18 protein-coding genes, 2 tRNA genes and 3 rRNA genes are annotated in these 21,714 nt (G+C 47.8%); 7 read left to right on the top strand and 16 right to left on the bottom strand.

All coding sequences use genetic code 11. From position 1 onward, the window contains the following. Positions 1–4: 4 nt before the first annotated feature. Positions 5–1,024, top strand: a complete 1,020-nt coding sequence (locus ACRRSX_RS00210; RefSeq protein ID WP_432455215.1) for a Gfo/Idh/MocA family oxidoreductase — start codon at positions 5–7, stop codon at positions 1,022–1,024. A gap of 63 nt (positions 1,025–1,087) precedes the next feature. Further along, complete coding sequence (locus ACRRSX_RS00205) at positions 1,088–1,804, top strand: sulfite exporter TauE/SafE family protein (protein ID WP_432455216.1); 717 nt, start codon at positions 1,088–1,090, stop codon at positions 1,802–1,804. A gap of 39 nt (positions 1,805–1,843) precedes the next feature. Here the strand turns inward: ACRRSX_RS00205 and ACRRSX_RS00200 are convergent, their stop codons facing one another. The 4 genes from ACRRSX_RS00200 to ACRRSX_RS00185 all read right to left on the bottom strand — a co-directional run bounded on the left by ACRRSX_RS00200 (position 1,844) and on the right by ACRRSX_RS00185 (position 5,061). Then, positions 1,844–2,158: a DUF3301 domain-containing protein gene (locus tag ACRRSX_RS00200; protein ID WP_432455217.1), complete on the bottom strand. Its 315-nt coding sequence runs from the start codon at positions 2,156–2,158 to the stop codon at positions 1,844–1,846. A gap of 75 nt (positions 2,159–2,233) precedes the next feature. After that, complete coding sequence (locus ACRRSX_RS00195; protein WP_432455218.1) at positions 2,234–2,653, bottom strand: secondary thiamine-phosphate synthase enzyme YjbQ; 420 nt, start codon at positions 2,651–2,653, stop codon at positions 2,234–2,236. A gap of 292 nt (positions 2,654–2,945) precedes the next feature. Further along, entirely contained in the window at positions 2,946–4,538 is a 1,593-nt protein-coding gene (locus ACRRSX_RS00190; protein ID WP_432455219.1) for a GMC family oxidoreductase N-terminal domain-containing protein, read from the bottom strand. After that, positions 4,531–5,061 (bottom strand): twin-arginine translocation signal domain-containing protein, encoded by a 531-nt coding sequence (locus ACRRSX_RS00185; RefSeq protein WP_432455220.1) that lies wholly within the window; start codon positions 5,059–5,061, stop codon positions 4,531–4,533. The genes ACRRSX_RS00190 and ACRRSX_RS00185 overlap by 8 nt, the downstream gene beginning before the upstream one ends. 328 nt (positions 5,062–5,389) lie before the next feature. On the opposite strand from ACRRSX_RS00185, the gene ACRRSX_RS00180 reads away from it, so the two are divergent. Then, positions 5,390–6,028: a TetR family transcriptional regulator gene (locus ACRRSX_RS00180; protein WP_432455221.1), complete on the top strand. Its 639-nt coding sequence runs from the start codon at positions 5,390–5,392 to the stop codon at positions 6,026–6,028. Between the two features lie 107 nt (positions 6,029–6,135). Here ACRRSX_RS00180 and ACRRSX_RS00175 read toward each other — a convergent pair whose 3' ends face one another. Then, a complete protein-coding gene (locus ACRRSX_RS00175; protein WP_432455222.1) occupies positions 6,136–7,044 on the bottom strand; it encodes a LysR substrate-binding domain-containing protein in 909 nt (302 codons plus the stop codon). A 114-nt stretch (positions 7,045–7,158) separates the two neighbouring features. Here ACRRSX_RS00175 and ACRRSX_RS00170 point away from each other — a divergent pair, with 114 nt between their 5' ends. Next, positions 7,159–8,049 carry a DMT family transporter gene (locus ACRRSX_RS00170; protein ID WP_432455223.1) on the top strand — a complete coding sequence of 297 codons (891 nt, stop codon included), beginning with the start codon at positions 7,159–7,161 and terminating at the stop codon, positions 8,047–8,049. Here ACRRSX_RS00170 and ACRRSX_RS00165 read toward each other — a convergent pair. The 3 genes from ACRRSX_RS00165 to ACRRSX_RS00155 form a co-directional block, all read right to left on the bottom strand. Next, positions 8,017–8,313: a GIY-YIG nuclease family protein gene (locus ACRRSX_RS00165; protein WP_432455224.1), complete on the bottom strand. Its 297-nt coding sequence runs from the start codon at positions 8,311–8,313 to the stop codon at positions 8,017–8,019. The two genes, ACRRSX_RS00170 and ACRRSX_RS00165, sit on opposite strands and share 33 nt — an antisense overlap. Positions 8,314–8,420: 107 nt before the next feature. Next, complete coding sequence (locus tag ACRRSX_RS00160) at positions 8,421–8,759, bottom strand: MGMT family protein (RefSeq protein WP_432455225.1); 339 nt, start codon at positions 8,757–8,759, stop codon at positions 8,421–8,423. Beyond that, positions 8,744–9,151 (bottom strand): SMI1/KNR4 family protein, encoded by a 408-nt coding sequence (locus tag ACRRSX_RS00155; protein ID WP_432455226.1) that lies wholly within the window; start codon positions 9,149–9,151, stop codon positions 8,744–8,746. The genes ACRRSX_RS00160 and ACRRSX_RS00155 overlap by 16 nt, the downstream gene beginning before the upstream one ends. Positions 9,152–9,242: 91 nt before the next feature. Here ACRRSX_RS00155 and ACRRSX_RS00150 point away from each other — a divergent pair, with 91 nt between their 5' ends. After that, entirely contained in the window at positions 9,243–9,899 is a 657-nt protein-coding gene (locus ACRRSX_RS00150) for an alpha/beta hydrolase (RefSeq protein ID WP_432455227.1), read from the top strand. A 10-nt stretch (positions 9,900–9,909) separates the two neighbouring features. Here ACRRSX_RS00150 and ACRRSX_RS00145 read toward each other — a convergent pair whose 3' ends face one another. Beyond that, complete coding sequence (locus tag ACRRSX_RS00145) at positions 9,910–10,839, bottom strand: LysR family transcriptional regulator (RefSeq protein WP_432455228.1); 930 nt, start codon at positions 10,837–10,839, stop codon at positions 9,910–9,912. 106 nt (positions 10,840–10,945) lie between these two features. Between ACRRSX_RS00145 and ACRRSX_RS00140 the strand changes: the two genes are divergently transcribed. Both ACRRSX_RS00140 and ACRRSX_RS00135 read left to right on the top strand, forming a co-directional pair. Next, the gene (locus ACRRSX_RS00140; protein ID WP_432455229.1) at positions 10,946–12,289 is read left to right on the top strand and encodes an aspartate aminotransferase family protein; all 1,344 of its coding nucleotides are present in this window, start codon (positions 10,946–10,948) and stop codon (positions 12,287–12,289) included. Positions 12,290–12,308: 19 nt separating this feature from the next. Beyond that, on the top strand, positions 12,309–13,799 hold the full coding sequence (locus tag ACRRSX_RS00135; protein ID WP_432455230.1) for a CoA-acylating methylmalonate-semialdehyde dehydrogenase: 1,491 nt from the start codon (positions 12,309–12,311) through the stop codon (positions 13,797–13,799). Positions 13,800–13,855: 56 nt separating this feature from the next. Here the strand turns inward: ACRRSX_RS00135 and pssA are convergent, their stop codons facing one another. The 7 genes from pssA to hemG form a co-directional block, all read right to left on the bottom strand. Further along, positions 13,856–15,205 (bottom strand): CDP-diacylglycerol--serine O-phosphatidyltransferase, encoded by a 1,350-nt coding sequence (pssA, locus tag ACRRSX_RS00130; protein ID WP_432455231.1) that lies wholly within the window; start codon positions 15,203–15,205, stop codon positions 13,856–13,858. Between the two features lie 388 nt (positions 15,206–15,593). Continuing rightward, positions 15,594–15,709: ribosomal RNA gene (gene rrf / locus ACRRSX_RS00125) — 5S ribosomal RNA — on the bottom strand. Between the two features lie 110 nt (positions 15,710–15,819). Then, positions 15,820–18,707: ribosomal RNA gene (locus ACRRSX_RS00120) — 23S ribosomal RNA — on the bottom strand. A 235-nt stretch (positions 18,708–18,942) separates the two neighbouring features. Then, positions 18,943–19,018: transfer RNA gene (locus ACRRSX_RS00115), tRNA-Ala, on the bottom strand. 23 nt (positions 19,019–19,041) lie between these two features. Then, a tRNA-Ile gene (locus ACRRSX_RS00110) sits at positions 19,042–19,118 on the bottom strand. Between the two features lie 75 nt (positions 19,119–19,193). Then, positions 19,194–20,736 (bottom strand): 16S ribosomal RNA (locus ACRRSX_RS00105). Together the 16S, 23S and 5S rRNA genes with 2 tRNA genes alongside form the textbook arrangement of a ribosomal RNA operon. Positions 20,737–21,168: 432 nt before the next feature. Continuing rightward, complete coding sequence (gene hemG / locus ACRRSX_RS00100) at positions 21,169–21,714, bottom strand: menaquinone-dependent protoporphyrinogen IX dehydrogenase (RefSeq protein WP_432455232.1); 546 nt, start codon at positions 21,712–21,714, stop codon at positions 21,169–21,171.

The raw sequence follows: 21,714 nt of genomic DNA, 5'->3' as shown, positions 1-21,714 counted from the left end.
GGTCATGTTAAACGTTGCTATCATTGGTTTTGGTTTATCGGGGCGAGTATTTCACGCCCCGCTCATTCAAGCTTGTCCACAACTTAAGCTGTTCGCGATTGCCAGCTCGCAGCAGGCCTCGATTACTGAGCGCTACCCGCATGTTCTGTGTCTTGATCCGCAACAGGTCATCGACCACCCTGAAGTCGACATTGTAGTGATAGCCAGCCCGAATTCGGTACATGCCGAACAAGCAGAACAGGCCATGTTGGCAGGTAAACACGTGATTGTCGAAAAGCCACTGGCGCTGAATAGCCAACAATGCTTGCGTTTGCAACAAGTCGCCCAACAGACAGGAAAGTACTTAAGTGTATTTCACAATCGCCGTTGGGATAGTGACTTTCTCACCATTCAAGGCCTCATCAAGCAACAACGCTTGGGGAAATTACATAGCTATAGCGCCCATTTTCACCGCTATCGGCCAGTTGTGAAAACCCGCTGGAAAGAACTCGACCCTCAGGGTGGCGGTGTTTTATATGACTTAGGCGCCCACCTGATTGATCAAGCACTGTGTTTGTTTGGCCCCCCCCAACAACTATGGGCTCATCTTGCCATGCAACGCCCTGGAGCTAAGAGTGTCGACAGCTTTGACTTACATTTAATCTATCCCGAGTTAAAGGTGCAGTTAAGCTGCAACTCTTTAATGCTTGAACCAGGCCCTCGCTTTCAGTTACATGGCGATCGAGGCTCCTACGCAAAATGGGGAATGGATCCGCAAGCACAACAACTAACGGTGGGACTGTCACCGAAGGCGCGACACTTTGGCAAAGACTCAAATCGTAGCGAAATTCATCTCGCCAACCAAGCCACCGTGCATCAAAGCTTAAGCAAAGGCAATTATCCGGCCTTTTATGATAACTTTGCCGCCGCAGTGCTCCATGGTGAACCGCTGGCCATTAGCGCTCAACAAGCCAGTGATGTGATTCGAGTAATAGAACTCGCCACCCTGAGCCACCAGCAGCAGCAACTATGCAACTTCAACTAAACCCATCGAGAAATCGCTCACGGGCTAAGCCCTGTTAGCCCAATATCAATAAGGAATACTTTGGTGATTACCCTGCTGGCCTGCCTACTGATCTTTATCGGTTCGTTGGTCCAATACACAATTGGCTTTGGCTTGGCGGTGATTGCCGCGCCATTACTATTTCAGCTCTCGCCCATCTATGTACCCGGTCCGGTGGTGATTGTTGCGCTGGTGATCTCCATCTTCAGCGCCGTCGAGCATCGCAGCAGCATCTCATTGAATGGCTTAAAAGCAGCCATACTCGGTCGGATCCCTGGCACAATTGCCGGTGGCGCTTTACTCTATTGGGCAGACTTGGCCAGCTTAAGCTTTTGGTTAGGTTTATCGGTACTGATCGCGGTGGCCATCAGTTTATTACCAGTGCGCCTCGCCCCGACTCCGAAGCGCATGGCGATCGCAGGTTTTATGTCTGGATTTATGGGCACCAGCAGCTCCATTGGTGGGCCGCCCATGGCATTGTTACTGCAGCATCAACAAGCAGGCTATTTGCGCGCAAACTTATCAGCATTTTTTGTGGTGAGCTGTTTATTATCACTGCTAGTACAAGTGCCTATCGGTTATATGTCGCTGCAACACTTACAAGCCAGTTTACCCTTAATTCCGGCGGCTTTAGCCGGCGTTTGGTGTGGCAGGCGCTACGGTAAACGACTGCCACAGCGATGGATGCGCAGCTTTTCACTAACGCTATGTGCGATATCGGGTGGTTCCGCACTACTCAGCTACTTTTTAAGTGCTCATTAGTACAGCACCAAATATATTCAACTGTAGGGTCAACCTTTACTAATGTAAGGGTTCGAAGGATTCATCAATCCGATAGGCTGGTAAATCAAACTTATATTGGCTACCAGCCATGATCAACAAGGCCTGATAACGGCTCTCTCCGGTCGAAGAAAATTCAAATTGGTAGCAGCGGCACCAGCGCCAATGGCCAGCTATTTTTTGCGGTTTTTCTTGTTTAAAATTGAGATCGAGTAGCTGCAAATCAAGCTGCTGACATTTTTGCTTAATCAAATGTTGCGCACGCTCGGCGTCTTTACGGCGACGCCAAAAAAACAACACGATAGCCATAAAAATAAAGATCGCTAATAAGTCCATCGCACCATCTTCAGTTTGAGGAATGAACAAGATGTCGAGGAGGGTAACTCAGCACGTTGGAGTTCTTTACTCAGCTTATTCACCGTTGATCGTCACCACAATTTGCCGACGACCGCCTTGCTCACGATGTTCGCCTAAATAAATACCTTGCCAAATACCTAAGTTAAGCTCTCCGGAGCTGATCGGCAAGGTGAGTTCGCAACCTAATAAGCTACTTTTTATATGTGCAGGCATATCATCGGGACCTTCATAAGTATGCTGATAATAGCCCGCATTCTCAATCACCATATGATTAAAATGAGCTTCTATATCATGCCGCACACTGGGATCGGCATTTTCATTCAAGCTTAAACTCGCACTGGTATGTTGTAACAAGAAATGACACAGCCCCACATTAAACTGCTTTAATTCTGGTAGCTGTAATAGTAACTCTTCGGTAATTAAGTGAAAGCCACGAGGCCGAGCCTTAAGTCTTACCAAACGTTGTAACCACATTAAATAAGGCCTTTAGTCTATGTTCTAGAACGTATTTCAAGTATAGCTGTCTGTCTCCTTGATACTGGGCAGCGCGAGGGCCAAAACAGGCAACCTACACACGCTTGAATCGATAAACAAATTAAACAGCATTCGATTAACATCCCTAGACTAACAGTGGGCGCTTAAGTTTGTAAATACACTAACTCTGCTTATCTTTCTCAATTACGATGACCACCGCAGGTTTATAGTTTATTCAGGTGGTACCGAGCAGTGGTTTAAGAGAAACAAGCATAGACCAAGCGCCCACCATTCAGGGCACACTCAGCGCAAGCTTGGCGGCAAGTCGCTGACTATTCCGCAAAGCTAAGGCATAGATCGTAAGCTGAGGATTTGCACCTAAACTGGTTGGAAAAACCGAACCGTCGATCACAGTCAAGCCAGCCAAGAGACGAAAATTGCCATCTTCATCAACCACCGACGATGCCGCTTCCCCCCCCATTGCACATCCCCCCATCACGTGTGCCGATGCCAAACGAGTGGCCAATGGCTGCATGGCCAATTGCTTGATAAACGACTGGGCCTCAGTCCAACTGTTCAGTTGCCGACTTTGTTCGTGTAAGGGGTAAACCTGTTTAGCCCCGGCGGCAAATTGTAACTCAGCGATACTCAGCAGCGCTCGCCTAGCACCATCCCACAGGTAATCACTCAGATGATAATCCAGCATCGGGCTAGCATCGTCTCGCAGCTTAACCTGCCCACCGTGACTTTGTTCATGAAAGCCATCCCGCAACAATCCAATCGTCACTTGTAGATGATTCATTTGTTGCATCATTTCACTATGAAAGCGGCCAAAGCCGGTCAGTTTGGTGGCCAATAAAATCGGATGAACCGGTGGTACTTCCAATTTGTAACCACAGCGCCCTTCTACACCATCACGCCATACAAAGTGATCGGAATATACGGACTGTGGCGCACCTTGATGACTTAATACTGGCTGTTCGAATAAGGCTCCACTAATCACACTCGGATGTAAAAACGTGCGTTTACCGATCAATTGATTCGGATCAGGCACCTTTGAGCGCAACAATATCGCTGGCGAACCAATAGCACCAGCTGCTAGGATCACGTGTCGCGCATTCACTTTAATTTCGATTTGCCTTGGACGTTGCTGTTGATCTAAGGCTTGTAAGCTTGCACCCCGCACCCGTTGTTGCTTAATATTTAAGCTTTCTACCCGAAATCGGCTTAGTAAACTGGCCCCTAGATTAAGCGCTGCAGGGATGGTGGTCACCAGCATCGACTGTTTTGCATTAGTCGGGCACCCCATCCCACAGTACCCCAAATTCCAGCACTGCCTGACATTCCGCGGAACCGCTTTATGAGACCAACCAAGCGCCTCACAGCCCTTGGCTAACAGCGCATTATTGGCATTATTGGCCAACCAGGGACGGATCCCTAACTGCTGCTCAACCTGTTCAAAATAGGGCTGTAAATTCTCGGATGTTAACTGACGAATGCCCCAACGCCGCTGCCAATGCAGTAACGTGGATTCCGGGGTTCGCAGCGAAGTCGTCCAATTTACGGTAGTGGACCCCCCAACACAGCGTCCCTGAAAAATGCTAATCGCTTTATCTTTGGTTTTACGAGCGGCAGATTCCTGATAGAGATCGGGATAGGCTTGACGCTCTTGCATTTTAAAATCTTGGCTCGTTTTTAGCGGTCCCTCATCAACCAAAATAACCTTGAAGCCCGCTTCTGCGATAACCTGAGCGCTAATCCCACCACCAGCACCACTGCCAATGATCAACACATCACAATCCAATTGACGATTATCTTGCAAACTTGCCCCATCAAGATGTGACCATCCGTCGGCAAGCCCTTCGACAATCCAATCTTTAATCATGAAACAGTCCCTTCACTTGGGCTGGTAATTGATAAGCCAACAGAGGCCAAACCTCGGGGTCGCCATAACAGGCCGCCATGATCAGCTCATGTAAGCCTTGATAAGTCTGGCGTAATAGCTGCAAATAATGCATCTGCCAGGTCCTCAACAAGACTATTTTTTGCTGAGTGCTGAGTTCACTAAGCTGACTACTTCCAGCACTGAGTAATAACCATCCGCCCCGCGACTGTAATAAGTCCAACAGTTGGTGTAATTCAGCCCGACTATGCGCAGCCAATCCACTGATCGCAACATCAACATTATTTAAAATACGCAGCATCGCGAGGTCATCCTGGTCACTAAATTGCCCCTGCACAAACACAGGGATCAACGCCAGCAGGATCTGTTGATGCTGCGCCGATAACGCGAGTTGGGGATTGGCTTGGTAGCGTAAGGGATAACTAGCAAATAACCACTGGCCACCGCCTGCCATCGCCGCGATGGCTGTAGCACCTTGCAAAAATTGTCGCCGAGAAATACTCACCCTCGCTCCCAATCAATCATCATTTCACCTTGAACTCAGATCAACAAAATAAGATACCATGAGTAACTTAGATAGCAGTTACTAAATAGTTTGGCAAGTTTCTATGGGTAACTTATTCTTAGACTGTAAACAAAATCGCAAAACACTACCTAATCAGGCGCTTGCTTGTGCGCGACTCACACTTGTCGCAGCGAGTACAACGCAGACCTAAAAGATAATGTTTGGGTAAGCGGCAGCTGCTTTTCTCTGCCGTCGTTAAAATGCATTGTTAACAAAGTTAAATTAGCAACAAAAGCGTAAGCCATGTAAAGGTGAAAGGAACCAACACTTGATAAAAAATGATGTAAATACCAGCATAAGAAAGCGCGCAATTAGTCCCGAACAAAAACAACAGCGTCGCCAACAGATCTTAGCCTCCGCCAAACAAGCCCTCACGGAGCATGGTTACGATCAGGTGGTGTTAAGCCACTTAGCCGAACAACTACAGTTATCGAAACCGGCGCTATATCGCTACTTTAAGAACAAAGAAAGTCTGTTTATGGCACTGTATTTAGACGAGGCAGCGCAGTTACTGCTTGCTATCCAACGCCTCGCCAACCACCCCTTACAAGCACGAGTTCTCGCTGAAACCATCGCCGCCAGACCGAGTTTTTGCTATCTCTCTGCAATTTTGCATACCGTATTAGAAAAGCAACAGAATATTGAACAAGCCATCGCCTTTAAACGCGAGCTGAAGCGACTGGCTGAACAACTCTGCCAATTATTTCAGCACTGGTCGCCACAACTCAACCAGCAGCAGGCACTCACCAAGGTCATGTTCCTATACCAAAGTATCATTGGCTGTTGGCATACCAGCCACCCCTCGGCCACCATGCAACAAGTATTAAGAAATGATGAATTTGCGATATTGCGGCTGAATTTTGTGGATAGCCTGAGCCTATTGCTGATCAAACTATTAATGGATTAGTGCGAGCATGACTGTTTTGGAAAAAATATCACCCTCATCGGTGCCCTGAAAGAATCATGGATTGATCACAGAATTGTATAGCGAGCCAGTGTTGGATTGACGCCCCGTTAAACCTCTAACGGACTCGCGGCAGTTTCAATCAACCAAGAGGCCACTTGTTTTAACTCTTGTTCTCTGCCACGCGCCTGCTTGTAAGATAAATAGAAATGATAACCGGTCTCTACCCCACCAAACGGCAAGTCAACTAACTTACCCGCTCGTATATCCTGCTCCACCATAAAGTCACTCACCAAAGCGATACCTTGGCCACTTTCTGCGGCTTCCAAGGCCAGAACTTGATGGCTGAAGCTATGAAAAACTTGTTTCTTAGGCAGCTGTAAACCAAGCCCCTTAGACCAAACCATCCAGTCTGCGCCTGACTCGCTGATTTCATCATCTAAGTCGCTAGATAATAAAGGGAAATTCAATAAATCTTGACGCCAATTTTGATGACCGACTTCTTGATATAGAGCTGGCGAACAAACCGCCACCAATCGCTCTTTATGCAATAGATGGCTGATATAACCCTTCACGTTTTTCGCTAGACAGATAAACAAATCACCAGTTTTACTCGATAACACCGGTTCTTCGGTAATCATTTGCAAACGTAAATCAATTTCGGGATGACGAGCACGAAAGCTGGGTAACAGCGGCACCAGACGCTTCAGCGCGAAGGAACTATAGGTGGTTAAACGCAATTGCGCGATCCCCTCTCCTTTTACCTGTCGGGTAATCTGACTGAGTTCATTTAGAATCCGTTCCACCTCAACGGAGTAGCTACGTCCGGCCTCGGTTAATTGTAGTTGGCGACCAACTTTTTCAAATAACAATTCTCCCAAATAGTCTTCAAGCAATCTTAAGCGATGACTCACCGCACTTTGACTAATGCCCAATTCGTCGCCAGCCTTAGCGACATGATGATGGCGAGCCACGGCGTCGAAAGCAACCAATGCATTAAGTGGAGGAAGAGTTCGCATACAATCCATGAATAATTTTCATCAATAGTAGATTATTATCATTTTTTTAATGCTTAACAAGTCTTTAGACTGTTTTATTCCAGCTTAATTTATTCGTGCATCACAGAGGCCCACTTGAAGCTTAATCCCACCTTAATTGCTATCATTATTTTGATTACCGCCAATCAGATCGCGGTATTTTCAGATGCCTTTATGAAAGTGGCGGGCGAGCAAGCCTCGGTGTTCGAAATATTACTTTATCGGCAAATCAGCACCCTGATACTGTTGTTACCTGCTTTTTTACTGACCAAACACAAGCGTCCAGAAAAACCACTGGTCCACTTCTTTCGCGGTTACCTCTGGTTAGCGGGTTCAGGATTGATGGTTGTCGCCTTGGTCGCGCTCCCTTTAGCAACTGCCAATGCCTTATTCTACGCGGCTCCGATTATGATGTTACCACTTGGCATGTGGCTCCACCGAAGCCAAGTCAATCGCGCCCAAATATTCGCCGCCAGTATCGGCTTTATTGGAGTATTGGTGATTATTCGCCCTTCAGAGTTTAACTGGGGGGCCATTGCGGCGCTGGGGACAGCCCTCACTTTGGCCTTAAGTAACCTCACCGTAAAATACATTCCAAAAAAGGAGTCGGTGGTTACCAGTTTATTTTGGACCAACTTAATGGTGCTGCCCACGACAGTGGCACTGGCATGGCCAACGCTTACTGGAATGAACTGGTCAATATTCTGGCTCGCAGGCGCGAGTAGCTTATTTATTCTATTTTTACACGCAGGATCTATTTTTGCCTACAAAACTGCAGAGGCCAATACCATTGCCAGTTCAGAATACACAGGCCTGATTGGCGCTGCCGTGGTCGGCTGGGTAAGTTTTTCAGAAATGCCTGATGCCCTCACCTGGCTGGGTGCAGCGATGATTATTTTACCCTTAATATTGATTGGTAAGCGAAGCTTGCGCCAAAACAGAAACCGGCCGTCGTTAAAGCAAGCTGCGCCAGTCGAATTGACCTAATAAGAGCTGTTCTTTTTGCGCCTTACTTAATTGCTTAATTTTATATTCCAAACGCATTGCTTGTTGCTTACTGGCAAGGCCTTGCTGAAACTCTAAGTTGAGCGGACCTTTCCCACGTAACGCCTTGGCACCCTTCGAACTTCCCGATTGATGCTCGGCAAAGCGTCGAGCCACATCGGTACTGACACCAGTATATAATTGATTGTGTTTGGTTCTAAGAATGTACAAGTACCATTGGCTGACGACTGTCGCTTGCTTGGTCATTGGCTTATTCCCACTCTCCTCGACCCCCAACAGAATTGGCGGATTGGCGCAATCATCGAAATACCGATGGTTTGTGATACCCATTGGCATCGAACAAACCGTAAATACTAATCACCAAGCCATAAATACTGCTTCAAAGGTACCCGCTGATGACGAAAAACAATCCCTTCCTCCTGAAGTCGCTGACGTTGCTTTTGATATTTAGCCGAGCCCTCAGGAAACGAGATCAGACCTTGAGCATTAATCACCCGATGCCAAGGCAGCGATGAGCCCTCGGGGAGCTGCTTTAGGCAGCGTCCGACAGCTCTAGCCATGCGAGGGTAGCCGGCCATGGCTGCAACGCCACCGTAAGTCGCCACTTTACCGCTTGGGATATGTGCAATCACCAACCAAAACTTCTCCAGATAGGGAGGGGGAGATGACTGCTGCGCTAACTTTGCATCCATACTTCCATCGCCCAATCCCAAATGCTATCCCATTCAGGAACCAAGTCTTCCGCAGCCTGGCCTTGCCAATAACCCACTTCCCCCTCCTGACTAATGAAATAAAAGTTATCTCCATTTTGACAAATGGGAATAAATTCGCGGGGTAAACCCATGTTCCAAGCTGTCGCAGCCACCTCTGGCAAATAGGTATGCAGGTAAGGATCGCTAATCGTGACTGGTTCTAAGCTGCCATAAATTACATCGCTCACGGTCAGTTGAAAAGCCCGCAAATCGCTGGGCATCGGGATCAAAATCAACTCCTCCACTTCCACTAACTGACTGTCGCTAGGGAGTTCACTTGGATAAGCGCCAGACTGGTCTGCGGCTCTTATTTCATCAATTAATTCTTGCATACTTGTCTCTCTCAGCCATTTCAATACAATGCCTGTTCGCTAAATTGTTGCTCAGCTTAATAGAACTCTTTCATTCAGCAAAGGACTATCCATGCCAAATTCGGCTACCATCACGATTGAACCACCTCACCCGGCAACCCACTGCCTCATTTGGCTACATGGTTTAGGTGCAGGCCCCGAAGATTTTGCGCCCTTAGCAAAGCATTTTAAATTCAGCGAATCCATCGCGCTGCGCTATATATTTCCGGCCGCGCCATTACGCCCATTAACCGTGCATCAAGGCTATCAACTCACGGCTTGGTACGATATTTTAGCGATGCAGCCGCAGCGCATCATCAATCAGCAGCATCTACAAGAGGTGAGCCAGCAGCTTCAGCTTTTAATCGAGCAACAAATGAACCAAGGGATCGCCAGCCAAAACATTGTGATTGCAGGCTTTTCGCAAGGCGGTGCAGTGGCTTATCAGCTGGCGTTAAACTTTCCTCAAGCACTGGGCGGATTGTTGTGTATGTCGACTTATTTACTCCCTGCCAGCCTCCCCAGCACTCAACAACAAACTAACTTAGACATATTGATCCAACATGGCCGCCAAGATGATGTGGTTGTTCCGGCTCTGGGTGAACAGGCTCATCAGCAACTGCTGCAACAGCAATATAATGCAACACTGGAATACTATGAAATGGCGCATAGTGTTTCCCCGAGCCAAATAAAGGCAATTAATCAGTGGCTCACCCAGCGCCTTCAGTAAAAGTAGCGGCTTAGCTGGACAGATGAACCTGAGTTAAGCACTCGATAAAGCAAGCCAAAATACGCGAAGGTTTTGGGGAGACACGTGTCACCGCTAAAAATGGACAGTGATAACTGAACTGCTCCCCACCCAGTGGCCGAATTAGGCCCTGTTCAATGAAGCTACGTGCATAGTGTTCCGGCAAATATGCCAAGTAACTGCCCGACAACAATAAAGTGGCAATTGCCTCCTGGTCATAAGCGGTGGCATGACGCTGAAAACCAAAACGTTGTGAAGTATCCATATTGGGCGAGTGATGTCCTAATCCAGCATATTTTTGTCCAACAATTTCCTCGGGACCAATGGTAATGTCACTGCGTGAAAATAGTGGATGATGATAACCGCAATAAAGCGACATCCGTTCATCAAACAAAAATTGATAATTGAGGCTCGCAGACTGACGTTGCCCCGGCACTACCCCCAAATGAAAGCGCCCCTCAATCACGCCACTTTCGATCACCGATAAGGTTTCAACATAAAGATCAAGCGTGACTTTAGGTGCTCGCTGGTCAAATAACTGCAAGGCTTGTGATATTTTTGCCTGCTGGTTAGTCACCGTTTTATCAAACAAAGCAATCGCCAGATTACCCGTCATATCTCTATGTAAACTTTGTACGTCAGCCCGAAACTCGTCTAAAGCGCCCATTAAGCGTAAACTGGACTGATAGACGTGCTGCCCTTCTGGGCTTAAAACAAAACCTGCTCGCCCACGCTGACAAAGATTCACCCCAAGGCGAATTTCTAAATCTTTCACGTGACGGCTAATCGTAGAACGACCAATATTAAGCTCCACCTCGGCAGCCGATATCCCCCCACACTCCACCACCACCCGAAATACTTTGAGTAGTCGTAAATCAATATCGCTTAATTGTCCAAGTCGCTGCTGCATAATGTTTCGCATTTATGAAACTTTAGATTGAAAGATACACATTTATGCAACTCAGATCTAGCGATAAGCTGCTTCAAAATATTTAGTCCATCTCAAACATATTATGAGGGAGTCAGCTATGGCGCATCATGAAGAGTTAAGTGTTAGCCAGAACCAACTGGATTGCCATTGGATGGCATATAGTGCCAATCGCCAATTTAAAAAGGACCCACGGATCATTACCCATGCCAAGGGTAATTACTATTTTGCTGACGATGGCCGCAAGATTTTTGATGGTCTATCAGGTTTATGGACTTGTGGCTTGGGTCATGGTCGCCAAGAGATCGTCGATGCGATTAGCCATCAAGCTTCTCGGCTCGATTACTCGCCAGCCTTTCAGTTTGGCCACCCGGGGTCATTTCAACTGGCGGAGAAAATCACCGAATTTATGCCTGAAGGACTAAATCGGATATTTTTTACTGGCTCGGGTTCAGAATCAGCTGATACCTCTTTAAAAATTGCGCGCGCCTATTGGCGTAAAAAAGGACTCGCGGGTAAAACCAAGCTGATTGGCCGCGGTAAAGGCTATCACGGCGTCAACTATGGTGGGCTTTCAGTTGGAGGGATCGCGCCAAATCGCGCACTATTTGGCAGCGGCCTCGACGTTGCCCATATGCGCTCTACTGTCTTGCCAGAAAATGTCTTCAGCAAGGGGCAACCTCAACAAGGCGCCGAGCTTGCCAATGATTTACTGGATTTGATCGCGGTTCATGATGCCTCAACCATCGCTGCCGTAATTGTTGAACCCATGGCAGGCAGTGCAGGCGTCATCCCCCCACCCGTCGGTTACTTACAACGCTTACGTGAAATTTGCGACCAACACCAAATTTTGCTGATTTTTGATGAGGTCATTTGTGCCTTCGGTCGCCTCGGTTATAAAACCGGAGCAGAAGCTTGCGGGGTGACACCAGACATGATCAATATGGCCAAGCAGCTTACCAATGGAGTAATTCCCATGGGAGCGGTCGCCTGTAAACAAGAAATTTACGATACCTTTATGGAAACTGGTGGCCCAGACTACATGCTAGAACTGCCACACGGTTATACTTATTCGGCACACCCGATCGCCTGTGCCGCAGGTTTGGCTTCGCTGGATTTATTACAACGAGACAACATGTTTGAACGCGTCCGTGAAATGTCCCCGGTACTGGAACATGCCGCGCATCAGCTCGCGAGCCTAGCGCTGGTGACCGATGTTCGCAATATGGGCATGGCTGTTGGGCTTAGTATTGCCCACGCTCCCGGTGAACCCGCGCTCAACCCATATTTAATCGCACAATCGATGTGGAAGCAGGGCTATTATGTCCGCTATGGCGGCGATACCATACAAATTGCGCCTCCTTTTACGGTCAGCAAAGAAGAAATCGACAGCTTATTTAACGCCTTAGGCGATACTATTCATCAATTGACAGGCCAAGCCTAGTCACACAAGGAAATCTTACATGTCTATTATTGGTCACTTAATTAATGGTAAAACCCAGTCAGAATATACTCGCTTACAGGATGTTTATAATCCTTCGACTGGCGAAGTAGCGAGTCAAGTCGCACTCGCACCAAAAGCCACAGTGGAGCAAGCGATCGCAGCCGCTGAAGCCGCTTTTCCAGCTTGGCGTAATACGCCTGTAGCCAAACGTTGCCAAATTATGTTTCGCTATAAGACCTTACTCGAACAACATGCAGACAAGATCTGCGAATTAGTCGGCAAAGAACACGGTAAAATCGTGCATGATGCAAAAGGCGAACTGGCTCGCGGGATTGAATGTGTTGAATATGCCTGTGGCGCACCAGAGCTACTCAAAGGCGAACATTCTCGCAATGTTGGTCCTAATATCGACTCTTGGAGTGAATTCCAAGCACTAGGTGTTGTGGCTGGTATAACCCCATTTAATTTCCCAATGATGGTGCCAATGTGGATGTTCCCTATGGCGCTGATGTGTGGCAATACCTTTGTATTAAAGCCTTCGGAACGCGATCCATCCGTCACCTTATTCATTGCCGAATTACTACACGAAGCAGGCTTACCAGCTGGTGTATTCAATGTCGTGAATGGCGATAAAGAAGCGGTTGATACACTATTAAGCGACCCACGAGTTGCCGCGGTAAGCTTTGTCGGTTCAACCCCAATTGCTGAATACATTTACAGTACTGCGACTGCAAATGGAAAACGCTGCCAAGCCCTTGGCGGGGCAAAAAATCACGCAATCGTAATGCCTGATGCTGATCTAGAGAATGCCGTGAACTCTTTGTTAGGGGCTGCATTTGGTTCTTCAGGCGAACGCTGTATGGCCTTATCGGTAGCAGTTGCTGTGGGCGATGAAGTCGCAGACAAGTTAGTGGCAGGGCTATCCGAAGCAATGCAAGGTTTGAAAGTCGGCGCATATTCTGACCAAGAAAATGACTTTGGCCCATTAATCACCGAGCAACAACGCGATAAAGTACAGATGTATATTAGCAGCGCAGAAGCAGCAGGGGCCACCGTAGTAGTTGATGGCCGTAACCCACAGGTGAGTGGTTATCCAAAAGGCTTCTTTGTTGGGGGGACTCTGATCGACCACGTAACCACCGCCATGCAAGCCTATCAAGAAGAGATCTTTGGACCTGTATTATGTGTGGTGCGAGTTGATGACATGCAACAAGCCATGGACTTAATTAATGCACATGAATACGGAAACGGGACTTGTTTATATACCCGTGACGGTGAAGCGGCACGCTATTTCTCGGACAACATTCAAGTAGGAATGGTCGGGATTAACGTTCCACTGCCCGTTCCTGTGTCATATCACAGCTTTGGGGGCTGGAAACGTTCATTGTTTGGTGATTTACATGCCTATGGCCCAGATTCCGTGCGGTTTTATACCAAACGTAAAACCATCACTCAACGCTGGCCTTCTTCATCGATAAGAGAAGGTGTTAACTTTTCTTTCCCTAGTTAAGCGCTGACACCCAACGCTTTTTATGTAATGCCCAGCATCTTGCTGGGCATTGTTATTTATAAGATTTGTTTGAGTAGGCTGTCGGCTTTCACCCGGCCAATTCGTTTCAGCAAACGTTTGACTGGTTTCGGGTAATCATTAAGCGACTCGATATCTGCCAGTGTAGTAATTGGCTGAGTATGTTGCAGAATATTGTGTAGTTCTTGCTGACGCTGATGTTCGAGTAAAGCATGTGGATCATCCACTAACAAGCCATTCTCTAAGTCCAGATTCCAAGCTCTAGGATTCAGATTATTACCAGTGAGTAAGGCATATCGTTGATCGACCCATAATCCTTTCAAATGAAAGCTATTGTTAGCATGTTGCCAAACGTTCACGGTCAGCTGTCCACTCGCCAAAAATGCTTGCTTGCCCTTAATAAAATTACGGAGCGTTACTTCATACAGATAAGGCAAAGCGTGGATCACCTTAAACTTTTCGCTAGGCTCACTATAAAAGTCACTGGCTGTTTTATCACCCACAATCAAGTGCACTCGCACCCCGCGACTAAGCGCCTTAGCAACTTCACGACGCAGACTACGGGGAGGATTAAAATACGGCGTACAAATAGTAAGCTGTTGTTTAGCCTTAGACATTAATAGCTTAATGGTTTTATTTAATAAGTTGCGTCGCCGACCCAAACCGATGAGTGGAGTAATTCCAAGTTGCTGCGCATTTAGTTGTTGAGCGTGAAATTGGTACTGTTGCCGCTGTAAAGACAAGCGTAAACGCCTGATCGACGATTTAAGCGACCGAGTTGAGGCTGGATTGGCTACCGATAAACTAGTCACCGCACGAGTCGCCAGTAGTACTTGTTCTAAATATTCAACCATCGCATTTGCGAGATCTGAGTTACCAATTAATTGGTAACGATCGAAACGATAACGCTGCTGCTGAGCTAAATAGATATCGTTAATACTGGCACCACTATAAATGATCGTATCGTCGATGATACTTCCCTTCAGATGTAATACCCCGAATAGCTCTCGATTGCTTACAGGTACCCCCGAAATCTCAATTAAGCCGGGATACTTAGCAGCGTACTCCCGATACATTGCCGCATTACCTTGAGCCTGTTGTTCACCAATTAAACCGCGTTGTGCACGATGCCAATCAACCAACACCTTAATCTGCAGTTCCGGTCGTTGCTGCTTTGCCTGATATAAGGCATCCATCACTGAGCGCCCCGCCAAGTCATCTTCCAAATATAAAGCCACAATATAAATTCGAGAACGAGCCTGAGAGATTAACTGCAGCAATCTGATGCGGTAGTCTTCGGCGCTAAATAAAGTCATAAATTGACTCGGATCTTGAGCAATTTGAGGCAATGAGCGAAGCGAACGATTACGAGTAAAACGTGGGGTCATTTATATTTTTCTTGATAAAAAGCAACATGCAAGCCCTATTGTACCAAAGGATTTAGCGAGTCACTAAAAATCACATGCAGCAAATATAAAAATGGTGATACGAACACGCATAAACGCTTCGACTTCGGCCTAAAAACGCACACATTTTCGAAGCGTCCCATCCTGCTCACGAATAAAACCTTCGCGTTAACTGCGCGATGCAGCATTGCTAAATCCCAGACATAAAAAAAGCCTATCCGTAAAGATAGGCTTTCTCTCAATCGGTGTCTGGCGATATCCAGCCGACTTTCACATGGCTTGTTCATGAACATCGGTTCGCCTTGGCTGCCCTTGCTAAATCTCAGGCAATAAAAAAGCCCTCGTCGTCAGACGAGGGCTTAGTATAGGTGCCTGGCAGTGACCTACTTTCACATGGGGAGACCCCACACTATCATCGGCGCAGTTGCGTTTCACTTCTGAGTTCGGCATGGGTTCAGGTGGTTCCACAACGCTATTGCCACCAGGCAAAAACTTGTTGTCTTTAACATTCGAAAAAACTGATATATCCCACGAGCATAACAAGCACTCTTGGTTCTAAAATAAAGTATCTATAAGCAACACCCTTTAGGTGTTGTATGGTTAAGCCTCACGGGTAATTAGTACAAGTTAGCTCAATGCCTCACAGCACTTACACACCTTGCCTATCAACGTTGTAGTCTCCAACGGCCCTTCAGAGGACTTAAAGTCCTAGTGAGAATTAATCTCAAGGCCTGCTTCCCGCTTAGATGCTTTCAGCGGTTATCAGTTCCGAACGTAGCTACTGGGCAATGCTATTGGCATAACAACCCAAACACCAGCGGTTCGTCCACTCCGGTCCTCTCGTACTAGGAGCAGCTCCCTTCAATTCTCAAACGCCCACGGCAGATAGGGACCGAACTGTCTCACGACGTTCTAAACCCAGCTCGCGTACCACTTTAAATGGCGAACAGCCATACCCTTGGGACCGACTTCAGCCCCAGGATGTGATGAGCCGACATCGAGGTGCCAAACACCGCCGTCGATATGAACTCTTGGGCGGTATCAGCCTGTTATCCCCGGAGTACCTTTTATCCGTTGAGCGATGGCCCTTCCATACAGAACCACCGGATCACTATGACCTACTTTCGTACCTGCTCGACGTGTCTGTCTCGCAGTTAAGCTGGCTTATGCCATTGCACTAACCGTACGATGTCCGACCGTACTTAGCCAACCTTCGTGCTCCTCCGTTACTCTTTGGGAGGAGACCGCCCCAGTCAAACTACCCACCAGACACTGTCCGCATCCCGGATAACGGGACAACGTTAGAACATCAACACTACAAGGGTGGTATTTCAAGGTCGGCTCCACATCATCTAGCGACAACGCTTCAAAGCCTCCCACCTATCCTACACATGTAGGGTCAATGTTCAGTGTCAAGCTGTAGTAAAGGTTCACGGGGTCTTTCCGTCTAGCCGCGGGTACACCGCATCTTCACGGCAATTTCAATTTCACTGAGTCTCGGGTGGAGACAGCTTGGCCATCATTACGCCATTCGTGCAGGTCGGAACTTACCCGACAAGGAATTTCGCTACCTTAGGACCGTTATAGTTACGGCCGCCGTTTACCGGGGCTTCGATCAATAGCTTCGCTTGCGCTAACCACATCAATTAACCTTCCGGCACCGGGCAGGCGTCACACCGTATACGTCATCTTTCGATTTAGCACAGTGCTGTGTTTTTAATAAACAGTTGCAGCCAACTGGTATCTGCGACTGCCGTCAGCTTAGGGAGCAAGTCCCATCACCAACAGCAGCGTACCTTCTCCCGAAGTTACGGTACCATTTTGCCTAGTTCCTTCACCCGAGTTCTCTCAAGCGCCTTGGTATTCTCTACCCAACCACCTGTGTCGGTTTGGGGTACGGTTTCGTATAATCTGAAGCTTAGAGACTTTTCCTGGAAGCAGGGCATCAACCACTTCATCACCTTAGTGACTCGTCATCAATCCTCAGCCTTAGACACCCGGATTTTCCTAAGTGTCCAGCCTACAACCTTAAACGCGGACTACCAATCGCCGCGCTGGCCTAGCCTTCTCCGTCCTCCCATCGCAATTATACGAAGTACAGGAATATTAACCTGTTTCCCATCGACTACACTTTTCAGTCTCGCCTTAGGGGCCGACTCACCCTGCTCTGATTAACATTGAACAGGAAACCTTGGTCTTTCGGCGAGGGGGCTTTTCACCCCCTTTATCGTTACTCATGTCAACATTCGCACTTCTGATACCTCCAGCAATCCTTACGAATCACCTTCAACGGCTTACAGAACGCTCCTCTACCGCACTTGCAAAGCAAGTACCCGTAGCTTCGGTGCATAGCTTAGCCCCGTTACATCTTCCGCGCAGGCCGACTCGACCAGTGAGCTATTACGCTTTCTTTAAATGATGGCTGCTTCTAAGCCAACATCCTGGCTGTCTAAGCCTTCCCACATCGTTTCCCACTTAGCTATGACTTTGGGACCTTAGCTGACGGTCTGGGTTGTTTCCCTTTTCACGACGGACGTTAGCACCCGCCGTGTGTCTCCCGGATAGTACTTAGTGGTATTCGGAGTTTGCAAAGGGTTGGTAAGTCGGGATGACCCCCTAGCCTTAACAGTGCTCTACCCCCACTAGTATTCGTCCGAGGCGCTACCTAAATAGCTTTCGAGGAGAACCAGCTATCTCCCGGTTTGATTGGCCTTTCACCCCCAGCCACAAGTCATCCGCTAATTTTTCAACATTAGTCGGTTCGGTCCTCCAATTGGTGTTACCCAATCTTCAACCTGCCCATGGCTAGATCACCGGGTTTCGGGTCTAATCCCAGCAACTATGCGCGCAGTTAACACTCGGTTTCCCTACGGCTCCGCTATTCGCTTAACCTTGCTACTGAAATTAAGTCGTTGACCCATTATACAAAAGGTACGCAGTCACCCCACAAAGAGGCTCCCACTGCTTGTACGTATACGGTTTCAGGTTCTATTTCACTCCCCTCACAGGGGTTCTTTTCGCCTTTCCCTCACGGTACTGGTTCACTATCGGTCAGTCAGGAGTATTTAGCCTTGGAGGATGGTCCCCCCATATTCAGACAACATATCACGTGTGCCGTCCTACTCGTTTTCACTTCAAATCACCTTTCGTGTACGGGGCTATCACCCGCTACGGCCAAACTTTCCAGCTTGTTCCACTAAATTATAAGAAGCTTAAGGGCTAATCCGGGTTCGCTCGCCGCTACTACCAGAATCTCGGTTGATTTCTTTTCCTCCGGGTACTTAGATGTTTCAGTTCCCCGGGTTCGCCTCGCAACGCTATGTATTCACGTTACGATACTGCATAAAATGCAGTGGGTTTCCCCATTCGGAAATCCATGTCTATTACGTCTTTTATCGACTCAACATGGCTTATCGCAGATTAACACGTCCTTCATCGCCTCTGACTGCCAAGGCATCCACCGTATACGCTTAGTCACTTAACCATACAACACCTAAATGTTGTCGCTTAAATCACTTGAATGGTCAGGCTGTATAAATCCTGCCACTCGAGTACGATCACCTTATTTTTTGAATACCAAAAACACTTGTTATTTAACTCGTATTTTTGAGATATTTTTTTATCAGCTTTTCCAAATTGTTAAAGAGCATTGGTTCATAAAAAAACCAAAGCTAAATGGCCATCTTTTGGCGACTTATCTTTGGTTTTTAGGTAAGAAGTGGTGGAGCTATGCGGGATCGAACCGCAGACCTCCTGCGTGCAAGGCAGGCGCTCTCCCAGCTGAGCTATAGCCCCATTTCTTACTAAAAGTTGCACCTTGGTAGGTCTGGGCAGACTTGAACTGCCGACCTCACCCTTATCAGGGGTGCGCTCTAACCAGCTGAGCTACAGACCTAAACAGGTGTCAACTTCTCTCTACTTTCTATCAAGCAATCTGTGTGAACACGTCACAAAACATAAACGTTCATAATAAGGAGGTGATCCAGCCCCAGGTTCCCCTAGGGCTACCTTGTTACGACTTCACCCCAGTCATGAACCACAAAGTGGTGAGCGTCCTCCCGAAGGTTAAACTACCCACTTCTTTTGCAGCCCACTCCCATGGTGTGACGGGCGGTGTGTACAAGGCCCGGGAACGTATTCACCGTGGCATTCTGATCCACGATTACTAGCGATTCCGACTTCACGGAGTCGAGTTGCAGACTCCGATCCGGACTACGACATGCTTTCTGGGGTCCGCTTGCTCTCGCGAGGTCGCATCCCTCTGTACATGCCATTGTAGCACGTGTGTAGCCCTGCCCGTAAGGGCCATGATGACTTGACGTCGTCCCCACCTTCCTCCGGTTTATCACCGGCAGTCTCCCTAGAGTTCCCACCATCACGTGCTGGCAAATAAGGATAAGGGTTGCGCTCGTTGCGGGACTTAACCCAACATCTCACGACACGAGCTGACGACAGCCATGCAGCACCTGTATCTAAGCTCCCGAAGGCACCAATCCATCTCTGGAAAGTTCTTAGTATGTCAAGGGCAGGTAAGGTTCTTCGCGTTGCATCGAATTAAACCACATGCTCCACCGCTTGTGCGGGCCCCCGTCAATTCATTTGAGTTTTAACCTTGCGGCCGTACTCCCCAGGCGGTCTACTTAATGCGTTAGCTGCGTTACCCACGGGTTAAACCCACAGACAACTAGTAGACATCGTTTACGGCGTGGACTACCAGGGTATCTAATCCTGTTTGCTCCCCACGCTTTCGTACATGAGCGTCAGTTTTTGTCCAGGTGGCCGCCTTCGCCACTGGTATTCCTTCAGATCTCTACGCATTTCACCGCTACACCTGAAATTCTACCACCCTCTACAAAACTCTAGCTTCCCAGTTCCAAATGCCATTCCCAGGTTGAGCCCGGGGATTTCACATCTGGCTTAAAAAGCCGCCTGCGTACGCTTTACGCCCAGTAATTCCGATTAACGCTCGGACCCTCCGTATTACCGCGGCTGCTGGCACGGAGTTAGCCGGTCCTTCTTCTGTCGCTAACGTCAAACAATATACGTATTAAGCATATTGCCTTCCTCACAACTGAAAGTGCTTTACAACCCGAAGGCCTTCTTCACACACGCGGCATGGCTGCATCAGGCTTTCGCCCATTGTGCAATATTCCCCACTGCTGCCTCCCGTAGGAGTCTGGGCCGTGTCTCAGTCCCAGTGTGGCTGATCATCCTCTCAAACCAGCTAGGGATCGTCGCCTTGGTGAGCCATTACCCCACCAACTAGCTAATCCCACTTGGGCTAATCTCTACGCGAAAGGCTCCGAAGAGTCCCCTCCTTTGGTCCGAAGACATTATGCGGTATTAGCAGTCGTTTCCAACTGTTGTCCCCCACGTAAAGGCATATTCCCAAGCATTACTCACCCGTCCGCCGCTCGTCATCTTCTAGCAAGCTAGAAATGTTACCGCTCGACTTGCATGTGTTAAGCCTGCCGCCAGCGTTCAATCTGAGCCATGATCAAACTCTTCAATCAAAGTTTTTTCGCTCAAAGTAAATACTGAAATTATTACTGTTAAAACAGTGTGTCACTCCAGTCCACTTAAGCTAATTTTTTTCGCTTAGTGCTCTGTGAGTGCTCACACAGATTGCTTGATAAATTGTTAAAGAGCGTTGCTTCTTGCGAAGCGAGGTGCGCATTCTACGCCATCCTCGGTGACTGTCAACCGCTTTTTTCAATCTTTTCCGAAGAAGTTTCCTAAGGAAAGTTTGAAGCGTTTAACCGTCGCTAATAAAGCCTCAGGCCTTACCAACCCTGACCGCTTGCTGCTGCGCTATTGCGTGCTGCCCGCCGTGTCAGTGGAGTCGCATTATAGGGATCCGCGCTTACGGTGCAAGCCTTTTTTGAAGAAAATCACAGTTTTTTGTTTAACTGCTCAAAGCTTATACAGCCGCTTACAAAAAACCATCAACTTGCGCTTTTATTACTCAGCTTGCCAAACAAAATGGAGAATTGATTAACCTTTGCCCAATCGGTTAACTCTATATCTTGACTAGTATCGGTACTGCCACCCGTTATTTTCATGATCAACTGGATAATGAGAGTCTGCCACCAGTTATAACGTGAATAAAGCAGCGCGCCTGCAAATATCGCCTGCAAATTTGGCATCCAAGCGGCATTGTGATTTAGCTTCTGCATATAGACGCTGGTTTCTGGACGACTCTTTTCTGGTTTACGAGCCGTTAGACATACACCAAAAAAAGCCACCGGCATTTTTGCCAGCGACTTTTGATAGGTCGCCAGATATTCAAACAACTGCGGACGAAACTTACCATAACGGATTGAGGCACCAATCAGAACCTTGGTGTATTGACTGAGATCTGGCCAGCTTGTCCTCTGGTCAAGTGAGACATAGTCGACCTGAACATCTGGCTCGGCTTGTTGGGCAACGATATGCTGAGCAATTTTTAAGGTTTGACCCTCACAACTTGAATATAACACCAATAATTTCAT

This window comes from Agarivorans sp. QJM3NY_30, assembly GCF_050870855.2.
Classification (GTDB): domain Bacteria; phylum Pseudomonadota; class Gammaproteobacteria; order Enterobacterales; family Celerinatantimonadaceae; genus Agarivorans.
The sequence above is the reverse complement of the archived record's forward strand: the minus strand, read 5'-3'. Positions and strand labels throughout refer to the sequence as shown.

Bases quoted from the DNA above. Each gene is read 5' to 3' on its own strand.
- ACRRSX_RS00210 (WP_432455215.1), top strand. From the start codon at position 5: ATGTTAAACGTTGCTATCATTGGTTTTGGTTTATCGGGGCGAGTATTT.
- ACRRSX_RS00200 (WP_432455217.1), bottom strand. From the start codon at position 2,158: ATGGACTTATTAGCGATCTTTATTTTTATGGCTATCGTGTTGTTTTTT.
- ACRRSX_RS00195 (WP_432455218.1), bottom strand. From the start codon at position 2,653: ATGTGGTTACAACGTTTGGTAAGACTTAAGGCTCGGCCTCGTGGCTTT.
- ACRRSX_RS00190 (WP_432455219.1), bottom strand. From the start codon at position 4,538: ATGATTAAAGATTGGATTGTCGAAGGGCTTGCCGACGGATGGTCACAT.
- ACRRSX_RS00175 (WP_432455222.1), bottom strand. From the start codon at position 7,044: ATGCGAACTCTTCCTCCACTTAATGCATTGGTTGCTTTCGACGCCGTG.
- ACRRSX_RS00165 (WP_432455224.1), bottom strand. From the start codon at position 8,313: ATGACCAAGCAAGCGACAGTCGTCAGCCAATGGTACTTGTACATTCTT.
- ACRRSX_RS00160 (WP_432455225.1), bottom strand. From the start codon at position 8,759: ATGGATGCAAAGTTAGCGCAGCAGTCATCTCCCCCTCCCTATCTGGAG.
- ACRRSX_RS00155 (WP_432455226.1), bottom strand. From the start codon at position 9,151: ATGCAAGAATTAATTGATGAAATAAGAGCCGCAGACCAGTCTGGCGCT.
- ACRRSX_RS00150 (WP_432455227.1), top strand. From the start codon at position 9,243: ATGCCAAATTCGGCTACCATCACGATTGAACCACCTCACCCGGCAACC.
- ACRRSX_RS00145 (WP_432455228.1), bottom strand. From the start codon at position 10,839: ATGCGAAACATTATGCAGCAGCGACTTGGACAATTAAGCGATATTGAT.
- ACRRSX_RS00140 (WP_432455229.1), top strand. From the start codon at position 10,946: ATGGCGCATCATGAAGAGTTAAGTGTTAGCCAGAACCAACTGGATTGC.
- ACRRSX_RS00135 (WP_432455230.1), top strand. From the start codon at position 12,309: ATGTCTATTATTGGTCACTTAATTAATGGTAAAACCCAGTCAGAATAT.
- pssA (WP_432455231.1), bottom strand. From the start codon at position 15,205: ATGACCCCACGTTTTACTCGTAATCGTTCGCTTCGCTCATTGCCTCAA.
- hemG (WP_432455232.1), bottom strand. From the start codon at position 21,714: ATGAAATTATTGGTGTTATATTCAAGTTGTGAGGGTCAAACCTTAAAA.